Raw genomic sequence first — 22,152 nt, forward strand, 5'->3', positions numbered from 1 at the left:
AAGATCGTCGACTGGTACATGGACCAGCAGATCCAGATCGACCCCTTGATCACCCACATCCTCAAGCTCGACGACATCAACGACGCCTTCGACCTCATGCACCAGGGCAAGTCGATCCGGTCCGTGGTCGTCTATTGAGCGTCTTCCGCTTCATCACCCACCCGGACGTCCGCATCGAGCCGGACGTCCCGGTGCCGGACTGGTCCCTGTCCGAACGGGGGCGGGAACGCATGGAGCGGGCTCTGGCCCTGCCCTGGATGGCGGACCTGCGCGCGATCTGGTCCAGCCAGGAGCGCAAGGCGGTCGAGGGTGCCGAGATCCTCAGCCGGGGCCTCCGCATCCCTCATCGCAGCATGGCCGAGCTCGGCGAGAACGACCGGACAGCCACGGGCTTTCTGCCCAAGGCCGAGTTCGAGGCCACGGCCGATGCGTTCTTCGCCCGTCCGGAGGAGAGCGTGCGCGGCTGGGAGCGGGCGGTGGACGCGCAGACCAGGATCGTCCAGGCGATGACGCGCATCCTGACACCCCGCCCCGCCGGCGACATCGCGATCGTCGCCCATGGTGCCGTCGGCGCACTCCTGCTCTGCTACCTCAAGCGCTGCCCGATCAGCCGCAGCGAGGACCAGCCGCCCGGCAATGGCGGCCACTATTTTTCCTTCGACATCGACGCCAGCCGGCTCCTCCACGGGTGGCAGTCCATCGACGCCTGAAAGCCCATTGGATCGCCTCCGAAGGGTGATCTGCGTCACCCCGAGCCAGCCGGTTTCCGGCGCATATGCTGCCCAGGCAACCGGCCGGCAGGAGGGCGTGGCCGGGCGAACGGGACAGTATCGAACATGGCCGATCCGGCGCATCACTGGCCGCAGAAGCAGCGCGACCTGCACAACCACCATATGGATTCGACCATCTGGGACGCGCTCGACTTCCGGGACGACGACATCGTCATCGCCACCTATGCGAAGTCCGGCACCACCTGGACACAGCAGATCATCGGCCAGCTCCTGTTCAGCGGATCACCGGACGTAGAGGTGGCTGAGCTTTCACCCTGGCTGGACCTGCGGGTGCCGCCCCGCGCGGTCAAGCTGCCGGCCGTGATGGCACAGCGCCACCGGCGCTTTCTGAAGACCCATCTGCCGGTGGATGCGCTCGTCTACTCGCCCAAGGCCAGATATCTCTATGTCGGCCGCGACGGGCGCGACGTGGTCTGGAGCCTCTACAACCACCACGTCCATGCCAACGCGCTGTGGTATCAGGCGCTGAACGACACGCCGGGGCGGGTCGGCCCGCCGATCGAGCCGCCGCCAGGCGACATCCGGCAGTATTTCCGCCAGTGGCTGGACGGAGACGGTTATCCGTTGTGGCCGTTCTGGGAGAACATCCGGAGCTGGTGGGAGATCCGCCACCTGCCCAACCTGATGCTCCTGCACTTCAACGAGCTGAAGGCCGACCTGCCGGGCCAGATCCGGCGGATCGCGGCCTTCCTGGACATCCCCATCGACGAGCGGGACTTTCCGCGGATCGTGGAGCATTGCAGCTTCGCGTACATGAAGGCCCATGCTGAACGGAGCGTGCCGGCCGGCGGCATCTTCTGGGAGGGAGGTGCCCAGACCTTCGTCCACAAGGGCAGCAACGGGCGCTGGCGGGACGTGCTCAGCGCGGCCGACATCCGGGATTACGAAGCGGCCGCCTTGAGCGAGCTTGGGCCGGACTGCGCCCGGTGGCTGGCCACCGGCGAGCAGCCGATGCCGGCCGGCTGCTAGGAACGCGGCCGGCCCGGACGGTCAGCCGGCCTGCTGGATCGCCGAGAGCACCCACTCGCCGCCACGCGGACGGCTGAAGGTCCAGATCTCGGTGATCTGCTCCGGCCGGTCCCGATCGCCCGCCACCACGGCACCGCTGGCGCGGTCCTCCGTCCAGTCCTTCATGCTGTAGCGCATCGCCACGGTGGCGTACTCGGTTCCGCCTTCCAGCCAGGCCTCGGCGAGATCGCCCTGCAGGAGGCTGATATCCGCCAGCCGGTTCACCCGGCCCTGCGCGTGGTTCGCCTCCAGTTCCTCGACGAAGTAGCCGAACATCTCGGGCGTGACGGCAGCGCGCAGGGCTGCCCGATCCTCCTGGCCATAGGCGGTCTGCACGGTCCGCAGGCTGTTCTCGAACGCGGAGTAGTCGGCCGTGGTGATGCCGATCTCGTCACGCACGCCGGGGCGTGCGCTCCTGCCAGCGCCGCCCAGGCCGCCGGCCATCGGCCCGCCCGCCGCGCGCTGGGCGCTGCGGACCGGCCGCCCGCCGGCCGCCCCGGCATAGGCCGGCGCGTGGCGGCTGCGGAAGAAGTTCATCGCCAGGCGGACGATGACCACCACCAGCACGATCTGCAGGAGGAAGCCCAGCACCCCGGCCAGGCTGCCGAGCCCGCCGAAGAAGCCGCCGCCGAACAGCATGCCGAACAGACCGGCACCCAGGAGGCCGCCCATCAGGCCCGGCATGAAGCCGCCGCGCGAGAACATCCCGCCGCGGGCCTGCTGCGCCGCCGGTGCCGCGGCACTCGGGCCGGCCTGCTGCTGTGTCGCCGAGCGCTGCATCGGCGCCGCCGTGCCAGGTGCGGTGGGCGTGGCCATCGGCGCCTGGTAGGTGCGCGCGCCACGGCTGCCGAACGAGCCGCCCTTGCGGGCCTCGGCCACCCCGGCACCCAGCGCCAGGACCATCACCAGCGTCAGCGCGGCCAGCCTATGCCACCTGCCCTTGCTGGACGTTGCCGACTTCCTCACCGTCACCTCCGCTCCGAATGTCATCGGCATCATATGGGCGCTGGACCGGCTCATTTTCAGGGGGAGCAGCCCCCTTCGTGCGAGCGCGCGCGGGCGACGAAAAATGTATCGGAAGACCCACCAACCCTCTTGAATCGAGGTAGCGACTTACCAAATCGCAGTCATCGGACGCCACTACGGGTCCGACGGCAAGGCTCAGAGCCCGGATGTTCCGGTCGGGACGGTACGGGCCGGCCTGCAGCAAGTCGCTCAATGGAGGACTTCTTATGCGTAACTTCGACCTTTCTCCCCTTCTCCGCGCCTCGGTCGGCTTCGACCGGTTCGACAAGCTGTTCGAGACTGCCTTCGGCGAGGCTGGTCGCGAGCAGGGCTATCCGCCCTACAACATCGTCAAGACCGGCAAGGACACTTATCGGGTGACGCTGGCGGTTGCCGGCTTCGGGCCCGAGGACGTCGATATCACCGTCCACGAGAACCAGCTGGTCGTGAAGGGCCAGATCTCCAAGCCCGAGCAGGGTGTGGAGTACCTCTACCGCGGCATCGCCCAGCGCGCCTTCGAGCATCGGTTCCAGCTGGCCGACCACGTCCAGGTGGTGAGCGCCAATCTGGTCAACGGCCTGCTCGACGTGCAGCTGAAGCGCGAGGTGCCCGAGGCCCTGCAGCCCAGGAAGATCTCGATCGGCGCCGCAGCGGAGCCCAAGGTGATCGAGCAGCAGGCCGAGAAGGCCGCCGCGTAACCGGGATCGCCGTCTGGATCAGGCGATCCACGCAGCCGCCGATGCATGAGCGGCGGCTGCGCTAGGCATGAAGAAGGAGCCGGTCGGGGCAGCGACCGGCTCCTTTGCTGTTTCTGGGCCCGACGGCAGCGCAGCAGCGCGCGATTGCCGTCGGCATGACGCGCGGGCCCGGCTGTTCAGCATTCCTCGTATTCCGCTTCATGGCCCCGCCAGCGGAAGGCGCGCAGTCGCGTCGGCAGCGGTCGATCACGCCGCACCCAGGGTCCGGGAACCCTTCGCCGTCGCCGCGAATTGAAGGCGACTGCGCAGGCTTGGCGGTCACGCCGACCGGCCGTCGCAGCCGGACCCGAGCCGCGGGGAACGACGTGCTGGACACAGCGGAAGCGAACGCGGCCCTGCCGGCCGCCGTCCCGATCATCCGGACCGTGTTGAACCAGACGCGGCGGATGGGGCACTATCATGGCGGCCACGAGGCGGCGTCCCACGCCGAGATCGCGCGGCGCCTGGCCCGCCTGCATGGCTATGTCTATGGCGGCTTCGCCAATCCCGCCGGGACCGATCCGGACAACCCCTATCTGGTGCCGAGCGACACGCTGGTGGAAGCAGGCAGCACCCGCTCGGTGCATGACCTGTTCGGCGGGCTGGTGCCCTGCCCGTTCGTCGCGACCAAGGCGATCAGCCATGGTCTGGTCCGGCCGGATGCCGCGGCACCCGACGGCTGGACGCCGATCTTCGCAGCCGCGGCCGGCGATGCGGTATTGGCGGGCTATTCGGTGTTCGAGCCGGGTGATGCCCGGCGCGCCGCCCGCCTGCTCTGGCGGTCCGGCCCGGTCCGGGCCAAGCTCGTCCACGGGGTGGCCGGGCGTGGCCAACGCGTCGTGGCGGACGAGCGGGCGCTCGACGCGCTGCTGGACGAGCTCGGTACGGCCCGGCTCGCCCGGGAGGGGCTGGTGCTGGAAGAGAATCTCGAGGAGGTCACCACGATCAGCGTCGGCCAGGTCGAGGCGGCGGGCCAGATCGTCTCCTACTGGGGCACGCAGCGCACCACCACCGACCATCTGGGGCAGACCGTCTATGGCGGTTCCGATCTCCGGCTGGTGCCGGGCCCGCTGAGCAGGCTGAGTGACCTCCCCCTGCCCCCGCCGGTCCGCCATGCGATCGGCCAGGCCTGCCGCTATGACCGTGCGGCCGATCTGGCCTGGCCGGCGCTGCGGGCGTCCCGGCGCAACTACGACGTGGCATTCGGCAGGAACGCAGCTGGTGCGTGGCGCTCGGGCGTGCTCGAGCAGTCCTGGCGGATCGGCGGCGCCAGCGGAGCGGAGATCGCGGCATTGGAGGCGTTCGGGGCCGACCCGCTGCTGCCGGCCATCCGCGCCAGTACCGTCGAGATCTATGGCACGGCCCCCTTGCCCGAGGATGCGGTGGTGTATTTCGATGGCATCGACGCAGAGAATGGGCCGATGCTCAAATATGTGACGGTCGGGCGGGAATGACGACCAGGGACGAGCCGATCACGCTCGAGGTCGACGACGAGACGGTCGTGGGCACGCTGGTGCGGCCGGCCAGGCAGCTGCCGGGCGTGCTGTTCGTGCATGGCTGGGGGGGCACCCAGGAACAGTATCTGGCGCGCGCCAGACAGATCGCAGCACTGGGCTGCATCTGCCTGACCTTCGACCTGCGTGGCCATGGCGGCTCGGCCGAGCGCCAGGAGAGCGTCACCCGCGAGGAGAACCTGCAGGACGTGATCGCGGCCTATGATCGGCTGGCGCGGCAGCCCTTTGTCGACCGCCAGGCGATCGCAGTGATCGGCAGCAGCTATGGCGGCTACCTCGCCGCGATCCTGAGCAGCCTGCGGCCGGTCCGCTGGCTGGGCCTGCGCGTGCCGGCGCTCTACCGGGACGAGGACTGGGCACTGCCCAAGCAGCAGCTCCGCAAGTATGGCCTCGCCGCCTATCGCCGGCAGATCATCAGCCCGGACGAGAACCGGGCGCTCGGCGCCTGCGCCCGGTTCGAGGGCGACGTGCTGCTGGTGGAATCGGAGCACGACGACATCGTTCCCCACGCAGTGTTCACCAACTACATGGCGGCATGCGAGAAGGCGCGCTCCCTGACCTACCGGATGATCCAGGGCGCGGATCACGGTCTGTCCGACGCGCGCGCCCAGCAGGACTACTCCTCGATCCTGCTCAAATGGGTGAGCGAGGTGGGGATCGGCCCTGCCAGGGCCGAGAATCCTGGCAGATAGTCGGTCGCTGGGTCAGCTGCCGTTCGCCATCCGCTTGCGCTTGCGCTTCAGCCACCACTGCTCGCCCCAGAGCAGTGCCCGCCGGGTGGGGCGCCGCAGCGGAGGGACGTCCTGGGCCAGGAGCAGGAGGCCCAGCGGCAGCATCCAGATGCCCAGAATCGGCAGGAAGCTGAGCAGGCCGCCGATGATCGACAGGATTCCTACGGGGATGCGGACCCAGCGCGACGAGGGCTCGCGCAGCCAGCGGAGCGTCCTGGCCGCCCGGGCGGGCAGCTCCTTCTCGATCCGCTGGAGCTGCCGCTCCAGCCGCTCCACTTCCCGATCGCTCATCGATCCCCCTGTCGGGCCCTGCCCGCCTGGCAGGGCCGATGCCGGGCCGGAGGCGGCTTCGGCTGCACAAGGTCCCGGACACAGGCGCCGGTTCCGACCTATTGGCTGTGGCCGGCTGCGTCCACCGAATTAGCCGGCACCGCCGGAGGTTTGCCGGCAGGCATCACCCGCCGCCCAGCGCCCGGGCCGAGATCAGCTTCGGCCGAGGCTGGAATCGGCTCTCGAATCGGGTGAAGGACAGCCAGGAGATCCCTACCGTCACCGCCAAATAGGCGATGAAGACCGCCAGGATCTGCGGGCTGAAGCGGCCATAGCCGGGCAGCCACGCCTCGATCAGCTGGAAGGTCACCAGCAGGATGGCGCCATGCATCAGGTAGACGCCGTAGGAGATCTTGCCGAGCAGGAGCAGCGGCGGCAGCGTCAGGAACCGGCCGAGCGGGCCGTCGTCGACCAGCGCCACGCAGATCAGCCCGGTGCAGCACAGGATCAGGAGGGTGTAACCCAGGCTCGCCTGGAGATGGTCGCCCATGAACAGGAGATAGGGCACGTCGCGGAACAGCAGGCCCACGCCCAGGAAGTAGCCGACGAACAGGGCGGCCGGCACCAGCAGGAGCCACCAGGCGCGCCGTCCCAGGCGCAGGAGATCGCGCTCGTGCAGCGCTGCGAGCCCGCCCAGCGCGAAGGCGTCGAAGTGAAAGACGGAGAAGAAGTAGACGAAGGCGGACGGGCGCACCGTCAGCGGCCCGGGCTCGGCCGAAAAGTACCAGAAGGCCGCCTGGCGCAGGATCGGGCTGATCAGCACGATGGAGAGCAGCAGGTTGCGCAGCGCATTGCGCCCCAGGAAGAAGGGCAGGAACGGGGCCAGGAGATAGAAGTGGATCTCCACTCCCAGGCTCCAGAAGTGGTCGTAGTAGAGCGTGTGCTGGACGGACGAGAATGGCTTGACCAGGTTGTGCACGAACAGGGCCAGGCTCGGTACGGTGACCGCCAGATGCTCCCAGTGCTGGAGGAGCACCACCACGGCCGTCATGATCAGGAGCAGCAGGTAGTAGAGCGGCAGGAGGCGCAGACAGCGCCGGACCATGAACTGGCCGTAGAACAGCCCGAACGGCATGTGCGGCTCTGCCTGCTTGGTCGCCAGCAGGTTCCGGAAGATGAAGAACCCGGACAGGGTGAAGAACAGCCAGACGCCGCTCCAGCCGAACGGCAGGTACTTCCAGTGGAACAGGATCACCAGGAAGACGGCGATGCCGCGCAACCCGTCCAGGGGTAGAAGACGGCCGTGTGCCGGGCGAGGCCGGGCGGTCGTTTGGTGGCTCACGCCGGACAGGAAGCTGATCGATTGCGCCATCTCGAGGCTTTCCTCACTGCCCCTGCGTCGCGGCGCAGGGCGGGGTGGCGGTGGTTGAGCGGCCGGACGGCCGGCCGGGTCAGCGGAACAGGAGGATCGGCACCTTGCAGGACCGGATCATCTCGGTGGTGGTGCTGCCGATGATCAGGTTGCGCAGCCGTGAGTGGCCAAAGGCGCCCATCACCAGCAGATCGATCCCCTGGGCCTGGACCTCCCGGGCGATGACCGTGTCGGCCTCGCCTGGGAGAAGCTGGGTCGTCACGGCATGGCCGGCCTGGCGCAACTGGCCGCTGGCCAGAGCGAGCTGGTTCTCCTCCCGCTCGCCTGGGTGGGAACCGGCCATCAGCAGCTGCAGCGGCAGCCCCTGGAACAGGCGGTCCTGCGCGATGTGGCTCACGGCCTTGCGGGCACTCGTCCCGCCGTCGAAGGCGATCATCACCCGCTCGATCGGGCTGAACGCCCGAGCCGCCACCAGGATGGGCCGCCTCGCCGCGCGGGCGATCCGCTCCAGGTTGGAGCCCAGATGCAGCCAGGCGAAGTCGGCGCCCTCGCCGCGCTTGCCGATCACCAGATAGGCGGCCTCCTCCTCGAACTCGTGGACCGCGTCGATCAGGTCACCATTGCGCAGCCTGGTCGAGACCTCTGCGACGCCGGCAGCACGCAGGCGCGCCGCGGCATTGTCCAGGATCAGCCGGCCGCGCCGCTGCGCCAGCCTGGCCTTCTGCTCGTCCAGCCGGGCGAGTTCGGCCAGAAGCGTGTCGCTCTCGTCGATGTTCAGGTTGCCGCTCAGGTCGGCCGGGGCGCTGGCGGTCTCGCGGCGGCCCAGCACGTGCAGCAGTTCGACCGGCTTGCCCAGCCGCCCTGCAGCCCAGGCAGCGAGATCGGCAACGCTCTGCGCGTAGATCGAGCCGTCGACCAGCGCCAGGATCCTGCTCGGCATGGCCGGCCTCCCCGTCAGTGACTGGCCAGGCGCTCGAGCGCGCCCGGCTTGTGGTGCTCGCCGAGGCGGTCGACGATGGTCTCGCTGGCCTGGTTCAGGCCGACCAGTTCGACCTCTGAGCCCTCGCGCCGGAACTTCAGGATCACCCGGTCGAGCGCTGCCACACTGGAGATGTCCCAGATATGGGCGCGGCTCACGTCGATGGTGACCTTCTCCAGCGCTTCCCGGAAGTCGAACGAAGCGGCGAACTCGTCCGCCGAGGCGAAGAACACCTGCCCTTCCACCACGTAGGTGCGGTGGGTGCCGTCCGGCGATAGCTCGGAGGTGACACGGAAGATCTGGGCGATCTTCCAGGTGAAGAAGATGCCGGACAGCAGCACGCCGATCACCACCCCGATCGCGAGGTTGTGGGTGATGACCACGCCGGCCACGGTCGCCAGCATCACGATGCTGGAGCTGCGCGGGTGGGTGCGCAGGTTGAGCAGCGAGCGCCAGCTGAACGTGCCGACCGAGACCATGATCATGACCGCGACCAGCGCCGCCATCGGGATCATCCCCACCAGGTCGCCCAGCACCACGATCAGGAACAGCAGGAAGATCCCGGCGCAGAAGGTGGACAGGCGCCCGCGGCCGCCCGACTTCACGTTGATCACCGACTGGCCGATCATGGCGCAGCCGGCCATGCCGCCGATGAAGCCCGTGCAGAAATTGGCGATGCCCTGGCCGAAGCACTCGCGCCGCTTGTCGCTCGACGTGTCGGTCAGGTCGTCGACGATCTGCGCGGTCATCAGCGATTCGAGCAGACCTACCGCCGCCACGCCCAGCGAATAGGGCAGGATGATCCGGAGCGTCTCGAGGTTGAACGGCACGTCGGGGACGAAGAAGGTCGGGAAGGAGTCCGGCAGGGCGCCCATGTCGCTGACCGTGCGCAGTTCCATGCCGGAGGCGACTGCCACGGCGGTGAGGACCAGGATGCAGACCAGGGGCGACGGGATCGCGGTCGTGATGCGCGGGAACAGGTAGATGATCGCGAGGCCGGCGGCGATCATCGGGTAGGTCAGGAGCGGCACGTTCACCATCTCCGGCACCTGGGCCAGGAAGATCAGGATGGCCAACGCGTTGACGAAGCCGGTCATCACCGAGCGCGACACGAAGCGCATCACGTAGTTCAGCCGGAAGACGCCGGCCAGGACCTGGATGATCCCGGCGAGCACGGTGGCGGCCAGCAGGTACTGGAGGCCATGGTCGCGCACGAGGCTGGTCATCAGCACGGCGGTGGCGGCGGTGGCGGCCGAGATCATGGCCGGCCGGCCGCCGGCGATGGCGCTGATCACCGCGATGGAGAAGGAGGCGTAGAGGCCGACCTTCGGGTCGACGCCCGCGATGATCGAGAACGCGATCGCCTCGGGGATGAGGGCGAGGGCCACGACCAGCCCGGCCAGCACATCCGCACGGATGTTGCCGAACCACTGTTCGCGCAAGGGGGCAACCTGCTGAAAAGGCATGAAGCTGTCCGTTGAACCGACGACGCCACCGCCATGGGCGGTGCGTGCTCGGGAAATGCTGCAGGGTCAGGGACGACAGGTCGTACAGGATCGCAGAGGCTCACCTGCGCCAGGAACGCGAGGTCGCTCGGGCTGCTGGAAGGCTGCAGCCGCTGGACACCGGGGCGCTATGGTAGCGGATCCTACATTGGCCTCTTCACGAGGAGGGTCGTCTTCGGACGGGCACGATCGGCGCCGACGGCCGGAGGGTAGAGGCAGTCACCGGTGCCGGCAACCAGGAGTATTCACCCCTGATCACATTTCGTTGTCGCACCCTTGACTACTCCGCCCGCGCTGTACGGCTTGGCCAAGTTGCGGCTTTGAAAGCACATGGTGGCAAACCGGACTGGAGCGAGTATCCTGCAAGGCTGTGATGCCGGATCGCGCTCTATGCCAAGCCCGGGCCTCAGATCTCGAAGGCCTGGCCCTTGGCAACGAAGCCCCGGAAGCCGTCGGCCTCGGCATCGGGCCGCCAGTCCGGCTGGTAGTGGTAGAGCCAGAGCTTGGCCCGCAGCCCGGCCGGCAGGGTCTTCAGCTCCTCGTAATGGGCATGGATGCCCGACGGTGCGGGCACGCCGTCGGTGCGGTAGGTGGTCTCGCAGTCATGGAAGATCATGTCGGCCCACTCGTAGAGCGCGCCGTAGCGCTCGGGCTCGAAGCGCGCGTCGCTGGTGATCAGGAAGCGGCCGCGGCCGGTCTCGAAGCGCAGGCCGAAGCTGATCAGCGGCACCGGGCCGTCCATGGCATGCAGCATCCCGGTCAACTCGAAGCGCTGGCCCTCCCACTCGAAGCCGCCGTCGGCCGGTACCGGCTCGACGTCGAAATAGTCCTCCAGCTTGGCCATCCCGCTGCGCGACATGCTGCCGCTCAGGCTGCTGGCCCATAGCCGGGCTACCCGGTTCTGCTCGACGAACATGCGTGGCCGGCCTGCTGCCGGATTGAAGAAGGTCGAGAAGCCCAGCCATTCCAGGCCGCCGATATGGTCGCTGTGCAGATGGCTGACATAGACCGCGTCGATGTCGGTCGCCCCCAGCCCCTGCTCGGCCAGGGACAGCCGCGCATCGCTGCCGCAGTCCACCAGGAGGCGGCGGCCGTCCTTGCTCTCGATCAGCATGTTGGACTGCCAGTTGCCGTCGCCGACGGTGAAGGCGTTGCCGCTCCCGAGGAACCTCAACCGCATCGCCATCGGTCCAGCTCCCGCCGTTGCCAAGTCGCCCACCCCTGGGGCCACCGCCTGTCGAGTCGCATGAGGTGAGCACTTCGCCCGGTGCGCGTAAAGCTCCTCCTCCGACCGGTCCGAACCGGAGGCGCCGGCAGGCGCCGCTCAGCCGGCCCCGGCCAGGAACTCGGCCAGCACCTCGGTCAGGAAGATGTGGTCCTCCTTCTGCGGCAGGCCCGAGACCGTCACCGTGCCGACCAGGCCGGTACCACGCACGGCGATTGGGTAGCTGCCGCCGGCCGGGGCGAACTCGGCAGGGTCCAGCAGGAACTTCTGGTGGAAGTCGTAGCCCTTGGCCCGGGCCAGGCAGCCCAGGTACCAGGAGCTGTGCCCGAACCGGCGCACCGCGCGTGCCTTACGCTGCACCCAGGCGTCGTTGTCGGCGCTGGTGCCGGCCAGGGCGGCATGGAAGATCTGCTGCTCGCCCCGCGTGACGTCGATGGTGACGCTGATCCCGCGCCGCCGTGCCGCTGCCAGAATGAATTGGCCGAGCTCCAGGGCGGTATCGTTGTCGAACCGTTCGAACTGCAGGCGCTCCTCTTCTGCCAGCAGTTCCTCCAGGTTCTCATGGTCGGACATGCCTCGCCTCCCCGCCTCAGCCCTTGAAGCCGATCGCCGCCATGGTCTGGTCGATCGACTTCTTCGCCTTGGCCGCGATCTCGTCGATCTGTGCCTCGGTGATGATCAGCGGCGGCGAGAGGATCATTCCGTCGCGCACCGCCCGCATCACCAGCCCGTTGCGCACCGAGAAGTTTCGGCAGGTGGAACCGACCTCGCGCTGCTCGTCGAACCGCTTGCGCTTTGCCCGGTCCTCGCTGAGCTCCAGGCAGGCGAGCAGGCCCTTGGTCCGGACTTGGCCGACCATCGGGTGGTCCTTGAAGGTCTGCTCCAGGACGTCCCGCCAATAGGTGCCGATCGGCCCGGCCGCCCGGGTCGCCAGCCCTTCCTCCTCCATGATTCGGATGTTCTCCAGCGACACCGCCGCTGCCACCGGATGGCCGGCATAGGTCACACCGTGGGCGTACTCTTTCTCGCCGGCGAAGATCGCGTCGCCGACCCTGGGCCCGAACGCCACCGCCGAGATCGGCACGTAACCGGACGAGAGGCCCTTGGCCATCGCCAGTATGTCCGGCTGGATCCCGTAGGTCTCGCTGCCCCACCAAGCCCCGGTCCGGCCAAAACCGCAGATCACCTCGTCGGCCACCAGCAGGACATCGTACTTCCGGCAGATCGCCTGCACGGCCGGCCAGTAATTGTCCGGCGGGATGATCACGCCGCCGGCCCCCTGGATCGGCTCGGCGACGAAGGCCGCGACGTTCTCCGGCCCCAGCTCCAGGATCTTGTCCTCTAGCGCCTGGGCGGCGCGCTGGCCGATCTGCTCCTCGGTCTCGCCGTCTTCCGCCTCGCCCCACCAGTAGGGGTTCATGATGTGGTGGAAGCGCGGCAGCGGCAGGTCGAACATGCCGTGCATGAACGACATGCCGGTCAGGCTGGCCGAGCCCACGCCCACGCCGTGATAGCCCAACTTGCGGGAGATGAACTGCTTCTTCTCCGGCTTGCCCATCAGGTTCCAGTAGTACCAGACCGACTTGATGACGGTGTCGTTCGCCTCGGAGCCCGAGGACGCGAAGAACACCCGCTTCATGCCGGCCGGCAGGATCTCGGCGAGCTTGGCGGACAGCTCGATGGTCGGCACCGACGCGCACTGGAAGAAATTGTTGTAGTAGCTGAGCTTCTTCAGCTGCTCGTATGCAATGCGCGCTAGGCGCTCGCGGCCATAGCCCACCTGGACGCACCACAGGCCGGCCATGCCGTCGAGCAGCTTGTGGCCGTCGGCTTCCCAGACATAGCAGCCCTCGCCACGCTCGATGACCCGGGTCCCCCTGCCCGCCAGCTCATGATGCGTGGTGAACGGGTGCAGATGGTGCTCCGCGTCCAGTTCCTGCCAGCGCTGCATCGCGCCCTGAAGATCCATGATCCACCTTCCAAGGTCCGCCGGGGAGGCACCCGGATCGGACGGCTTACCCTTCTGCCAGCCGAGGCCCCGGCTGAAACTGCTGCCGGTCACCAGCCTGACCATCCTGCCACGCCGGCCCGGACACCTGCCACCCCCAGCCGCAGGGCAAAAGGTGGCGAGCCGTTGGCAGAACCACTGCGGCATTCCCACCCGGCAGGGTAGGATGGAAGCCAGGGCCAGCAGCGGAGGATCCGGTCATGGCCGCAGGCGATCCGTGGGCAGTCGGTGATTCCTATGAACGCTATGTCGGGCGGTGGAGCCGGCAGGTGGCAGCGCGCTTCCTGGCATGGCTCACCGCACCTGCGGACCTGGACTGGCTCGATGTCGGCTGCGGTACCGGCGCCCTGGCCGGTGCCGTGGCGCAAACGTGCCGGCCGCGCAGGCTTGTTGGCATCGACCCGTCGACGGGTTTCCTGGACCTGGCGCGCCGCCAGCCGGGCCTGGCCCGGGCGGAACTCCGGCCAGGCGACGCACGGACCCTGCCCTTCCCGGACCGGACGTTCGATCGCGTCGTCTCGGGCCTGGCACTGAACTTCGTGCCGGATCCGGTGCTGGCACTGCAGGAGATGGCCAGGGTTACCCGACCGGGCGGGCAGGTGGCACTCTATGTCTGGGACTATGCCCGGGTGGAGCTGATGACCCATTTCTGGGCGGTGGCGGAGGCGCTCGATCCCGACGGGCCGGAGCTGGACGAGGCTGTCCGCTTTCCCCTGTGCCGCGAAGACGCACTGACGCAGCTCTTCGCCGGGGAAGGTTCGCTCGATCCCAGCGCCACCCGCGCCATCGAGATCGACACGCAGTTCCGGGACTTCGACGACTACTGGAGCCCGTTTCTCGGCGGCCAGGGCATCGCACCGGCCTACTGCATGTCGCTGCCCGAGGAACGGCGCGCGGAGCTGTGCCGGCAGGTACGGCGCCGGCTCCCGATCGCCGCGGACGGCAGCATCCGGCTGCGCGCCCGGGCCTAGGCGATCCGCGCCACCCGGCGCTGAACCCGGTCAGCGAGGCAGTGCCACCTCCACCAGCGTTCCCCCGCCCGGCCGGTCGAGCAGGCGGACCTCGCCGCCATGGGCGCGCACGATCCCGCGCGCCAGCGCCAGGCCCAGCCCGGTGCCGCCGGTGGCGCGCGAGCGCGAGGTCTCCAGGCGGAAGAACGGCTCGAACACCCGCTCGCGCATGGCAGGCGGCACGCCCGGGCCGCGATCGGCCACCGTCAGCTTGATCCAGTCGTCCTCCACCGCCAGGCGCACCTCGGCACTGCCGCCATAGGTGACGGCGTTGATCATCACATTGTCGATCGCCCGGCGCAGCGCGGTCGGCCGGCCGCGCAGGACCAGCCGGTCCGGCCCGTCATAGCTGGCCGCCCGGCCGGCATCTTCCAGGTCGTCAACCGCGGTGCGCACCAGGGCCGCGAAGTCCAGGTCGGTCGCCTGCTCGACCCCGGCCACGTCCTTGGCATAGGCCAGGGTCTCGCGCAGCATCGTCTCCATCGCATGGACATCCGCCTCCGAACGGCTGCGCGCCTCGTCGTCGGGCAGGTCCTCCAGGCGCAGGCGGAGCCGGGTGAGCGGCGTGCGCAGGTCGTGGGCAATCGCCGCCAGCATCGAGTTGCGCTCCTCCAGGAGGTCGCCGATCCGCTGGCGCATCCGGTTGAAGGCCGCCGTCGCCCGGCGGATCTCCGGCGGGCCGCTTTCCGGCAGAGGCTCGCCCGGCAGGCCGGCGGCGAACCGGTCGGACGCCACCGCCAGTGCGGTGACCGGCTGGGTGATGCGGCGGAACAGGAGCCAGGCGATCAGGGCCGCGGCCGCGACCACGCCGAACGCGATCAGGACCGCCCGCCGGAGCCATACCCGGGAAAGGGTGTCGGCTGGCACCGTGAAGATCAGCCAGGCACCGTCATCCTGACGGACTCCGACCTCGTAGCGGACGAAGGACGGCAGGAGGTCGGGCGGGTGATCGTCGTCGTCGCCGATGGACTCGCGATCGACCTCGCGCAGCACCACCTCGCGGCCCCGGAACACACGGCTCGGATGACGCGCGATCAGCCGCACCAGGTAGCGATCCAGGCGCGGGTCGTCGGTCGGCCGCCCGCGCGGCTCGTCGAGCATGCGCACCAGCAGGAGCGGGCCGGAGATCGCGCGCAGGGCCAGGCGCAGCTCGCTGGGCGGCAGCCGGTCGACCAGCATCTGGGTGGCGGCCATCCGGTCGACCGTGGCCAGCCGGACCAGGCGCTTGGCCATGTCGGCGCGCTCCCAGAAGGTCCAGGCCGCGGCGAACGCCACCACCAGCATCACCACGCCCACCGCCAGCAGCACCAGCCGGGTGGTCAGGTTGGCGGGCGCCAGCCATTCATGCAGGGTGGCCGGCAGCAGCCGCCTGGGCAGGGCATGGTCGCGCGGCACCCGCACCGGCCGGTCAGCCCTGCGTCACGGGTACGGACAGGACATAGCCGCCGCCGCGCACGGTCTTGATGAGCTGCGGCTCCTTGGGATCGTCGCCCAGCTTCTTGCGCAGGCGCGAGAGCAGCACGTCGATCGAGCGGTCGAACGGATGGGCCTGGCGGCCTTTGGTCCGGTCGAGCAGCTGGTCGCGGGTGAGCACCCGCCCGGCCGCTCCCGCCAGCACCAGGAGCAGGTCGAACTCGCCGCCGGTGAGCGGCACCAGCACGCCGGTCGGATCGCGCAGCTCGCGGCGCGCCGGATAGATCAGCCAGCCGGAGAAGCGCAGGGTCGGCTCCTGGCTGGTCCCCTCCTCGCCCGGGGCAGTCTGGCCGTCCTGGCGGGTGCGGCGCAGCACCGCACGGATGCGCGCCAGCAGCTCGCGCGGCTCGAACGGCTTGGCCAGATAGTCGTCCGCACCCAGCTCCAGGCCCACGATCCGATCGGTGGGATCGGCCAGTGCCGTGAGCAGGATGATCGGCAGCTGCGGCCGCTCGGCCCGGAGGCGCCGGCAGGCCGCCAGCCCATCCTCGCCCGGCATCATCACGTCCAGGACCAAGAGGTCGACCGGCTCCGCCGCCAGCACCGCATCCATGGCCTGGGCATCCTCGGCAGTGCGCACGGCCAGGCCGTGACGCGCCAGGAACGCCGCCACCAGGTCGCGGATCTCCTGGTCGTCGTCGACGATGAGCACGATGGGGTTCACGTCCATGCCACCAGTCTAGTGGAGCCGGCAGCATACCGGCAGTAGCCGTTGCACTTCGTCACATTCATGAAATCGTAGGCCTGATATCGTCGGCACGAACCGCGGGCACTGGGTGGGCTGCCTGGGAATCTGCCCGTTACTTCCGGCGACATCAATCGTTCACCGGACGGGGCCATAAGGAAGGTGCAGCAAGGAGGAGATGGAGATGCGCAACTGGACAGCAGCCGGTCTGGGTGCGATCGCCGCCGTCGCGGTGATAGGCGGCGCCGGTGTCGTCGCGGCGCCGCCCGAGGCCTGGGGGCCGGGCCATGGCCAGCGGCACGAGGTGCGGATGGGGCATGGCCATGGGCATGGCGGCATGCTGCGCGCGTTCTGCAGCGGCAATGCCGGCGAACGGCTGGCCGAGCGTCTCACTGCCTTCGAGAGCTTCGCCAAGTTCGAGGGGCGCCAGCAGGAGACCTGGGTCGCCTTGCGGGACACGCTCACTGGTGCCGAACCCCGCGTGCAGGAGATCTGCACCGACCTGAGCGAGCTGCGCGAAGGTAACTCGGTGGCGAAGCTGACCAATGTCGAGGAGGCGCTCGGCCGGGCGGCCGCGATTGCCGCGGACCTCCGTCCGGCTTATGCCGCCTTCTATGATACGCTGGACGACGCGCAGAAGCGCACCCTGGACAAGATGTTCGATCACCCGGGCCGGTTCATGCGGCGCGGCTGAGCCGCGCGCACGGCTGGACGCGGGCGGCCGGGTCGCGGCATGGCCCGCTTCCCGGTCGTCCGTGGCCCTGGCCTTCGGCGAACTTTGCGCGGGTCGTGGCGGGACGCACGGATGAGCATGCGCTACGACCGGATCGCCATGACGCTGCACTGGATGGTCGCTGCCCTGGTGCTGGTCCAGTTCATCACGGGCTGGACCTGGGGCATGTTCGAGCGGGGCAGCGACGGGCGCTTCTACCTGTTCCGCACCCATCTGGTCAGCGGCTGGGCGATCCTGGTCCTGGCCATCGCGCGCCTGGCCTATCGGCTGAGCGTGCCGCAGCCGCCCCTGCCCGACGACATGTCGCGGCTCCAGCGCAGCGCGGCAAACATCTCGCATGGCCTGCTCTACCTGGCGATCCTGGTCCAGCCGCTGCTGGGCATCGTCACCGCGTCCGCGTTCGGCAAGACCCTGGGTGGCTGGCCGGGTGCGATCCATGTGGCGCTCGCTTGGTCCATTGCACCCATCGTCCTCGTCCATGTCCTGGCAGCCTTCTGGCACCAGTTCGGCCGCCGCGACCGGCTGCTGGAGCGCATGCTGCCCGTGCGGCTGCCGTCGAGCTGAGCCTCAGACGCCCAGGTAGCGGCGCTGGAGGTCCCGGTCGCCCGCCAGCACGTCCGGGCTGGCGGCGAACACGATCCCGCCCTCGGCCAGCACCACGGCACGGGTCGCGACCTGCAGGGCCACCGCGACGTTCTGCTCGGCCAGCAGCACGGCCAGGCCGTCCTCCCGCAGCCGCCGGATCTGCTCGACCACCACGGCCTCGATGGCCAAAGGCGCCAGCCCTTCGGTCGGCTCGTCGAGCAGCAGGATGTCGGCGCCGGTAAGAAGGGCCCTGGCGATCAGGAGCATCTGCCGCTCGCCGCCGCTCAATGCCGCACCGGGCAGGCGCCGACGTTCGGCCAAGCGCGGGAACTCCGCATAGATGCGCGCCAACGTCCATGCCGAGGGCCTGGCCGCCAAGGTGGCGAGGCGCAGGTTCTCCTCCACGGTGAGCGCCGCGAAGGCACCGCGCCCCTGCGGCACCAGCGCCAGGCCCAGCCGGGCGATCCGGTGCGGCGGCCAGCTCGCCGGGACGTCCTGGCCCTTGACCAGGAATGAACCGCGCCTGACCGGACCCAGGCCCATGAGCGCATGGAGCAGTGTGGTCTTGCCGACGCCGTTGCGCCCCAGCAGGGCCACGACCTCGCCCGGACCGACCTCCAGCTCGATCCCGGCCAGGATCGGTGCGCCGCCATGGCCGACGGAGACCTCCTGCAGGCGAACGTGGCTCATGCCAGCTCTCCCAGATAGGCCCGCTGGACCCCGGGATCGGCCCGGACCGCGTCGGGCGGCCCCACCGCGATCAGCCGGCCCAGGTCGAGCACGGCCAGGCGCTGGCAGAAGCCGAACACGAGGTCCAGATCGTGGGCCACCAGCAGCACCGCCGGTGCCGGCCGCACCGTGCGCAGCAGGCCCAGCAGCCGCTGCGCCTCGTCCGTGGCGAGGCCGGCCGTAGGCTCGTCCAGCAGCAGGAGGCGCGGGCGCTGGGCGAGCGCTACCAGCACGTCCAGCACCCGCTGCAGGCCGTGCGGCAGGGCGCCCGCCAGGGTATCGGCCTTGCCCGCGAGGCCCGCTAGGTCCAGCAGTTCGGTCGCCCGTGCGGCCGCCTCCTCGGCCACCGCCCGGCCGCGCCACCAGCGATAGCCGCCGCCCAGGTGCAGGCGCACTGCCAGGGCCAGGTTCTCCACGACCGGCAGGCCCGGGAAGACCAGGCTCTTCTGGAAGCTGCGCACGAGGCCCATCCGGGCGCGTGCGGCCGGAGAGAAGCCCTGCAGGTCCCGGCCGGCGAAGGCGACGCTGCCGGCATCGGCCGGCAGGAACCCGCTGACCAGGTTGAACAGGGTGGTCTTGCCGGCCCCGTTCGGCCCGATCAGGCCCAGCGTCTCACCGTCCGCCATGTCCAGGTCGATGCCACGCAGCACCTCGAGCGCGCCGAACGAGCGGCGGATGCCGCGCAATGCCAAAAGGTTCATGCCTGTCTGCGCCACCAGCCCGGCCGGACGATCCCGTCGGGCAGGAAGATCACGATCAGCACGAACAGGATGCCGATCAGGAGCTGCCAACGGTCGGTGAAGGAGCTGAGATAGGTCTGCACCAGGAGGTAGAGGCCCGTGCCGACGAACGCGCCGTGCAGGGTGCCGACCCCGCCCAGGACCAGCATCACGATCATGGTCGCGGACATGCTCCAGTGGACCAGATTCGGCCCGACATAAAGGTTCACGAACGGGTAGAGGGCGCCTGCGGCCCCGGCGATCCCGCCGGCGAAGAGCATGGCCAGCAGGCGCAGGCGCCGCACCTCGTAGCCGAGTGCTGCCAGCCGCACCGGCTGCTCGCGGCTGGCGACGAGCGCCCGCCCGATGGGCGCTGCCAGGAAGGAGCGGGCCAGGAGATAGGCCACCAGCGCCAGGCCCGCGGCCAGCAGGAACAGGAACCGGGCACCGGTCGGCTTCCAGGCTTCGCCCCCCAGATGCAGCACGAGTGCCGGGATGCCGCGCAGGCCGTCGGCTCCGCCGGTCACGGTGCGCCAGTGGAAGGCCAGCTCGTAGACCATCTGGCCCACCACCAGGGTCAGGATCAGGAAGAACAGATCGACGCTGCGGGTCGCGACCAGCCCCATCACCAGGGCCAGCAGCATGCCGGTCACGATGCCGGCCAGGAGCACAGGCACCAGGCCCGCACCGGCGTGGATCGCCAGGAGCGCGCTGACATAGGCGGCACCGCCGAACAGTGCGGCATGGCCCAGCGACACCAGCCGGCCCTGGCCGACCAGGATGTCCAGGCTCATCACCGCCGTGCCGGTGATCAGGATCTCGGCGACAAAGCGCAGATGGTAGTCGTCGCCGAAGAGGGCCAGGAGGCCGGCCAGCGGCAGGCAGAGCAGCCAGGCATGGGTGCGCATCACACCTGCCTCAGCTTCGGCGCCACCAGCCCGTCCGGTCGGAGCACCAGCAGGAGTGCTATCGCCAGCAGGGTCAAAAAGCCCGCGAACTCCGACAGCCAGACCCTGGCGAAGGTCATGGCGAAGCCCAGGACCAACGCGCCCGCGACCGTGCCGCGGAACGTGCCGAGCCCGCCCAGCACCACGACGAACAGGGCGTGGAGCAGAATCTCCTCGTCCAGACCCGGATAGGCGGACAGCATGCCTACACCGAGCGCGCCGCTCAGCCCGCCCAGCCCCGCGGCGATCGCCATCACCAGGGCGAACACGCGGCGAGTGTCCAGGCCCAGCGTCTCGACCATCCGCCGGTCGGCGACGCTGGCGCGGACCACCGCTCCCCAGATGGTCCGGTCGAACAGGTACCAGAGCACCAGGGCCAGCACGCCGCCGGCCAGGATCAGGACGATCCGATAGATCGGGAACGGCATGCCCAGCACGAACACCACGCCGCGCAGCAGGTCGGGCAGCACCGGCGAGCGGATCTCGGCGCCGAAGCCCAGCCGCATCAGGTCGGCGAACATCACCGACAGGCCATAGGTGAGGAGCACCTGGGCCAGGTGATTGCGTCCGTAGAACCGGGCGAACGGGAAGCGGTCCAGGAGCAGCCCGGCCAGGGCGGCTGCCAGGAACGCTGCCGGGACGGCCAGCCACCAGGGTGCCCCCGACCCCAGCCAGACCACGGCTGCATAGCTGCCGAACAGATAGCTGGAGCCGTGGGTGAGGTTCACGAAGTTCATGAGGCTCAGCACGAGCGACAGGCCGAGCCCGCAGAGCATCAGCAGCACCGAGAATGCCAGCGCGTTCAGGGTCTGAATGAGATAGAAGCCCATGAGGCCGTCAGCCCGCCGGCCCCGGATCCTGCACGGCGGGAAAGGTGTGGACCACCGTGTTCAGCGGCTGCCCGTCCGGCCCCGCCACCAGCTCGTTCACATAGATGTCGAGCACCGCCTGATTGTTGCGCGGATCAAAGCGCATCGGCCCGATCACCGTCTCGATCGGCTGCTCCAGCAGGGCCTGGCGGAAGCGCTCCCGGTCGGACGGGTCGCCCGCCACCGCCTCCAGCCCAGCCCGGATCACTTGGCCGGTGACATAGCCGGCCGTGCTGGCCTCCCCCGGCAGCCGGCCGCCTGCCTTTAGATAGGCCTCGACGAAGCCATGGGCCGCCGGCGCGGTGGGCGACTGCTGGAAGGTGTTGATCCCGCCCAGCGCCGCCGAGCCGGCCGCTGGCACCACGTCCTCCTGGTCGAACAGGGCGCCCGGGCCGATCAGCTTCACCAGATCCTGGAGCTGATATTCCTGCATCTGCTGCAGGAAGCGCACCGCGTCGGCACCGGCGAAGAAGGCGTACACGAAATTCGGCTGCTCGGCAGCGATCGTGGTCAGGATCGGCGAGAAGTCGGTGGTGCCGAGCGGCGTCCAGAGCTGGGTCCCGACGCTGCCGCCCTGCTCCTGGAAGGTCTGGACGAAGTCACCGATATATTCGCGGCCGGCCGCATAGTCGGCGCCCACGGTGAGCCCGCCGTCCTTGGCGATGTTCTGGAAGGTCCAGAGCGCGCCCGTGTGCCCGAGCATCCAGCTGGTCTTGGTCGGCCGGAACACGAGCGGGCTCGCCGCCTCCCGGGCCAGCGCGTTGGCCGAGGCGTTGCTGATGAAGGTCGGCAGCCCCGCCTCGGTGACCACGTCGCGGATCGCGAGCGCCACACCTGCGCTGATCACCCCGCCCAGCACGTCGATCCCGTCCTGGGCGATCAGCTTGCGGACCTTGCGCAGCCCTTCCTCCGGCTTGCCGCCGTCATCCTCGACCAGCAGCTCGACCGGCCGGCCGCCCATCTGGCCGCCTGCATCCGCGATCAGCAGCTCCAGCCCGGCGCGCATGCTCTCGCCCAGCGAGGTGAAGGGCCCGGACAGGGAGGTGAGCAGGCCGATGCGCAAGGGTGTGGATCGGGCCACCGCCGGCGCGGTGCAGTGCGCCGCGAGCGCGACACCAGCCGTGCCCAGCAGAACTCCACGCCGCGTCAGGGGGTTGGGACGCACGATATAGCTCCTCAAGAATGATTCTCGGTTGTCTCGCGCTGATCCTGCTCACCAGGAACCGCAGTCTGGGCTATACTCTCGCTGTTGCGTCT

Annotated in this window: 23 protein-coding genes and 1 pseudogene; 9 read left to right on the top strand and 15 right to left on the bottom strand. The window is 69.3% G+C overall.

The features are described 5' to 3' along the window. The 3 genes and pseudogenes from VNS22_RS24410 to VNS22_RS24420 all read left to right on the top strand — a co-directional run. A pseudogene (locus VNS22_RS24410) lies at window positions 1-138 on the top strand (S-(hydroxymethyl)glutathione dehydrogenase); the annotation flags it as partial. Further along, a complete protein-coding gene (locus VNS22_RS24415; protein WP_325737157.1) occupies window positions 135-710 on the top strand; it encodes a histidine phosphatase family protein in 576 nt (191 codons plus the stop codon). The pseudogene VNS22_RS24410 and the gene VNS22_RS24415, both read left to right, overlap by 4 nt. 126 nt (window positions 711-836) lie before the next feature. Further along, window positions 837-1,760, top strand: a complete 924-nt coding sequence (locus VNS22_RS24420) for a sulfotransferase domain-containing protein (protein ID WP_325737159.1) — start codon at window positions 837-839, stop codon at window positions 1,758-1,760. 21 nt (window positions 1,761-1,781) lie between these two features. On the opposite strand, the gene VNS22_RS24425 is transcribed toward VNS22_RS24420, so the two are convergent. Continuing rightward, window positions 1,782-2,765, bottom strand: coding sequence for a Tim44 domain-containing protein (locus VNS22_RS24425; protein ID WP_325737161.1), 984 nt, complete (start codon window positions 2,763-2,765; stop codon window positions 1,782-1,784). Window positions 2,766-3,031: 266 nt separating this feature from the next. Here VNS22_RS24425 and VNS22_RS24430 point away from each other — a divergent pair, with 266 nt between their 5' ends. The 3 genes from VNS22_RS24430 (at window position 3,032) to VNS22_RS24440 (ending at window position 5,747) form a co-directional block, all read left to right on the top strand. Then, on the top strand, window positions 3,032-3,502 hold the full coding sequence (locus tag VNS22_RS24430; RefSeq protein WP_325737163.1) for an Hsp20 family protein: 471 nt from the start codon (window positions 3,032-3,034) through the stop codon (window positions 3,500-3,502). A gap of 365 nt (window positions 3,503-3,867) precedes the next feature. Further along, window positions 3,868-4,995 carry a DUF3182 family protein gene (locus VNS22_RS24435; protein WP_325737165.1) on the top strand — a complete coding sequence of 376 codons (1,128 nt, stop codon included), beginning with the start codon at window positions 3,868-3,870 and terminating at the stop codon, window positions 4,993-4,995. After that, window positions 4,992-5,747, top strand: a complete 756-nt coding sequence (locus VNS22_RS24440; RefSeq protein WP_325737167.1) for an alpha/beta hydrolase family protein — start codon at window positions 4,992-4,994, stop codon at window positions 5,745-5,747. Before VNS22_RS24435 ends, VNS22_RS24440 begins: the two co-directional genes overlap by 4 nt. Window positions 5,748-5,759: 12 nt before the next feature. Here the strand turns inward: VNS22_RS24440 and VNS22_RS24445 are convergent, their stop codons facing one another. The 7 genes from VNS22_RS24445 to VNS22_RS24475 form a co-directional block, all read right to left on the bottom strand. Then, window positions 5,760-6,077, bottom strand: a complete 318-nt coding sequence (locus tag VNS22_RS24445) for a hypothetical protein (protein ID WP_325737169.1) — start codon at window positions 6,075-6,077, stop codon at window positions 5,760-5,762. A 163-nt stretch (window positions 6,078-6,240) separates the two neighbouring features. Further along, a complete protein-coding gene (locus VNS22_RS24450; protein ID WP_325737171.1) occupies window positions 6,241-7,428 on the bottom strand; it encodes an acyltransferase in 1,188 nt (395 codons plus the stop codon). Between the two features lie 79 nt (window positions 7,429-7,507). After that, complete coding sequence (locus VNS22_RS24455; protein WP_325737173.1) at window positions 7,508-8,368, bottom strand: universal stress protein; 861 nt, start codon at window positions 8,366-8,368, stop codon at window positions 7,508-7,510. Between the two features lie 14 nt (window positions 8,369-8,382). Continuing rightward, window positions 8,383-9,873, bottom strand: a complete 1,491-nt coding sequence (locus VNS22_RS24460; RefSeq protein ID WP_325737175.1) for a SulP family inorganic anion transporter — start codon at window positions 9,871-9,873, stop codon at window positions 8,383-8,385. 445 nt (window positions 9,874-10,318) lie between these two features. Further along, a complete protein-coding gene (locus tag VNS22_RS24465; RefSeq protein ID WP_325737177.1) occupies window positions 10,319-11,098 on the bottom strand; it encodes an MBL fold metallo-hydrolase in 780 nt (259 codons plus the stop codon). A gap of 138 nt (window positions 11,099-11,236) precedes the next feature. After that, window positions 11,237-11,710, bottom strand: coding sequence for a heme-degrading domain-containing protein (locus tag VNS22_RS24470; RefSeq protein WP_325737179.1), 474 nt, complete (start codon window positions 11,708-11,710; stop codon window positions 11,237-11,239). 16 nt (window positions 11,711-11,726) lie between these two features. Then, window positions 11,727-13,106, bottom strand: a complete 1,380-nt coding sequence (locus VNS22_RS24475) for an aminotransferase (RefSeq protein ID WP_325737181.1) — start codon at window positions 13,104-13,106, stop codon at window positions 11,727-11,729. Between the two features lie 239 nt (window positions 13,107-13,345). Between VNS22_RS24475 and VNS22_RS24480 the strand changes: the two genes are divergently transcribed. Next, window positions 13,346-14,116: a class I SAM-dependent methyltransferase gene (locus VNS22_RS24480; RefSeq protein WP_325737183.1), complete on the top strand. Its 771-nt coding sequence runs from the start codon at window positions 13,346-13,348 to the stop codon at window positions 14,114-14,116. Between the two features lie 30 nt (window positions 14,117-14,146). Here the strand turns inward: VNS22_RS24480 and VNS22_RS24485 are convergent, their stop codons facing one another. Further along, on the bottom strand, window positions 14,147-15,439 hold the full coding sequence (locus tag VNS22_RS24485) for a sensor histidine kinase (RefSeq protein ID WP_414653431.1): 1,293 nt from the start codon (window positions 15,437-15,439) through the stop codon (window positions 14,147-14,149). Window positions 15,440-15,563: 124 nt separating this feature from the next. Then, complete coding sequence (locus tag VNS22_RS24490) at window positions 15,564-16,298, bottom strand: response regulator (RefSeq protein WP_325737187.1); 735 nt, start codon at window positions 16,296-16,298, stop codon at window positions 15,564-15,566. A 199-nt stretch (window positions 16,299-16,497) separates the two neighbouring features. Between VNS22_RS24490 and VNS22_RS24495 the strand changes: the two genes are divergently transcribed. Next, window positions 16,498-17,007 (top strand): Spy/CpxP family protein refolding chaperone, encoded by a 510-nt coding sequence (locus VNS22_RS24495; RefSeq protein WP_325737189.1) that lies wholly within the window; start codon window positions 16,498-16,500, stop codon window positions 17,005-17,007. Between the two features lie 111 nt (window positions 17,008-17,118). Then, window positions 17,119-17,610 (top strand): cytochrome b, encoded by a 492-nt coding sequence (locus VNS22_RS24500; RefSeq protein ID WP_325737191.1) that lies wholly within the window; start codon window positions 17,119-17,121, stop codon window positions 17,608-17,610. Between the two features lie 3 nt (window positions 17,611-17,613). Here the strand turns inward: VNS22_RS24500 and VNS22_RS24505 are convergent, their stop codons facing one another. The 5 genes from VNS22_RS24505 to VNS22_RS24525 are packed head-to-tail and all read right to left on the bottom strand — an operon-like array spanning window position 17,614 to window position 22,060. After that, a complete protein-coding gene (locus VNS22_RS24505) occupies window positions 17,614-18,321 on the bottom strand; it encodes an ABC transporter ATP-binding protein (protein ID WP_325737193.1) in 708 nt (235 codons plus the stop codon). Then, the gene (locus VNS22_RS24510; RefSeq protein WP_325737195.1) at window positions 18,318-19,061 is read right to left on the bottom strand and encodes an ABC transporter ATP-binding protein; all 744 of its coding nucleotides are present in this window, start codon (window positions 19,059-19,061) and stop codon (window positions 18,318-18,320) included. The genes VNS22_RS24505 and VNS22_RS24510 overlap by 4 nt, the downstream gene beginning before the upstream one ends. Then, window positions 19,058-19,987 carry a branched-chain amino acid ABC transporter permease gene (locus VNS22_RS24515; protein ID WP_325737197.1) on the bottom strand — a complete coding sequence of 310 codons (930 nt, stop codon included), beginning with the start codon at window positions 19,985-19,987 and terminating at the stop codon, window positions 19,058-19,060. Before VNS22_RS24515 ends, VNS22_RS24510 begins: the two co-directional genes overlap by 4 nt. Further along, the gene (locus VNS22_RS24520) at window positions 19,987-20,856 is read right to left on the bottom strand and encodes a branched-chain amino acid ABC transporter permease (protein WP_325737198.1); all 870 of its coding nucleotides are present in this window, start codon (window positions 20,854-20,856) and stop codon (window positions 19,987-19,989) included. Before VNS22_RS24520 ends, VNS22_RS24515 begins: the two co-directional genes overlap by 1 nt. 7 nt (window positions 20,857-20,863) lie before the next feature. Beyond that, the gene (locus VNS22_RS24525) at window positions 20,864-22,060 is read right to left on the bottom strand and encodes an ABC transporter substrate-binding protein (protein ID WP_325737199.1); all 1,197 of its coding nucleotides are present in this window, start codon (window positions 22,058-22,060) and stop codon (window positions 20,864-20,866) included. Between the last annotated feature and the right edge of the window lie 92 nt (window positions 22,061-22,152).

This window comes from Geminicoccus sp. (assembly GCF_035556675.1).
Lineage (GTDB): Bacteria > Pseudomonadota > Alphaproteobacteria > Geminicoccales > Geminicoccaceae > Geminicoccus.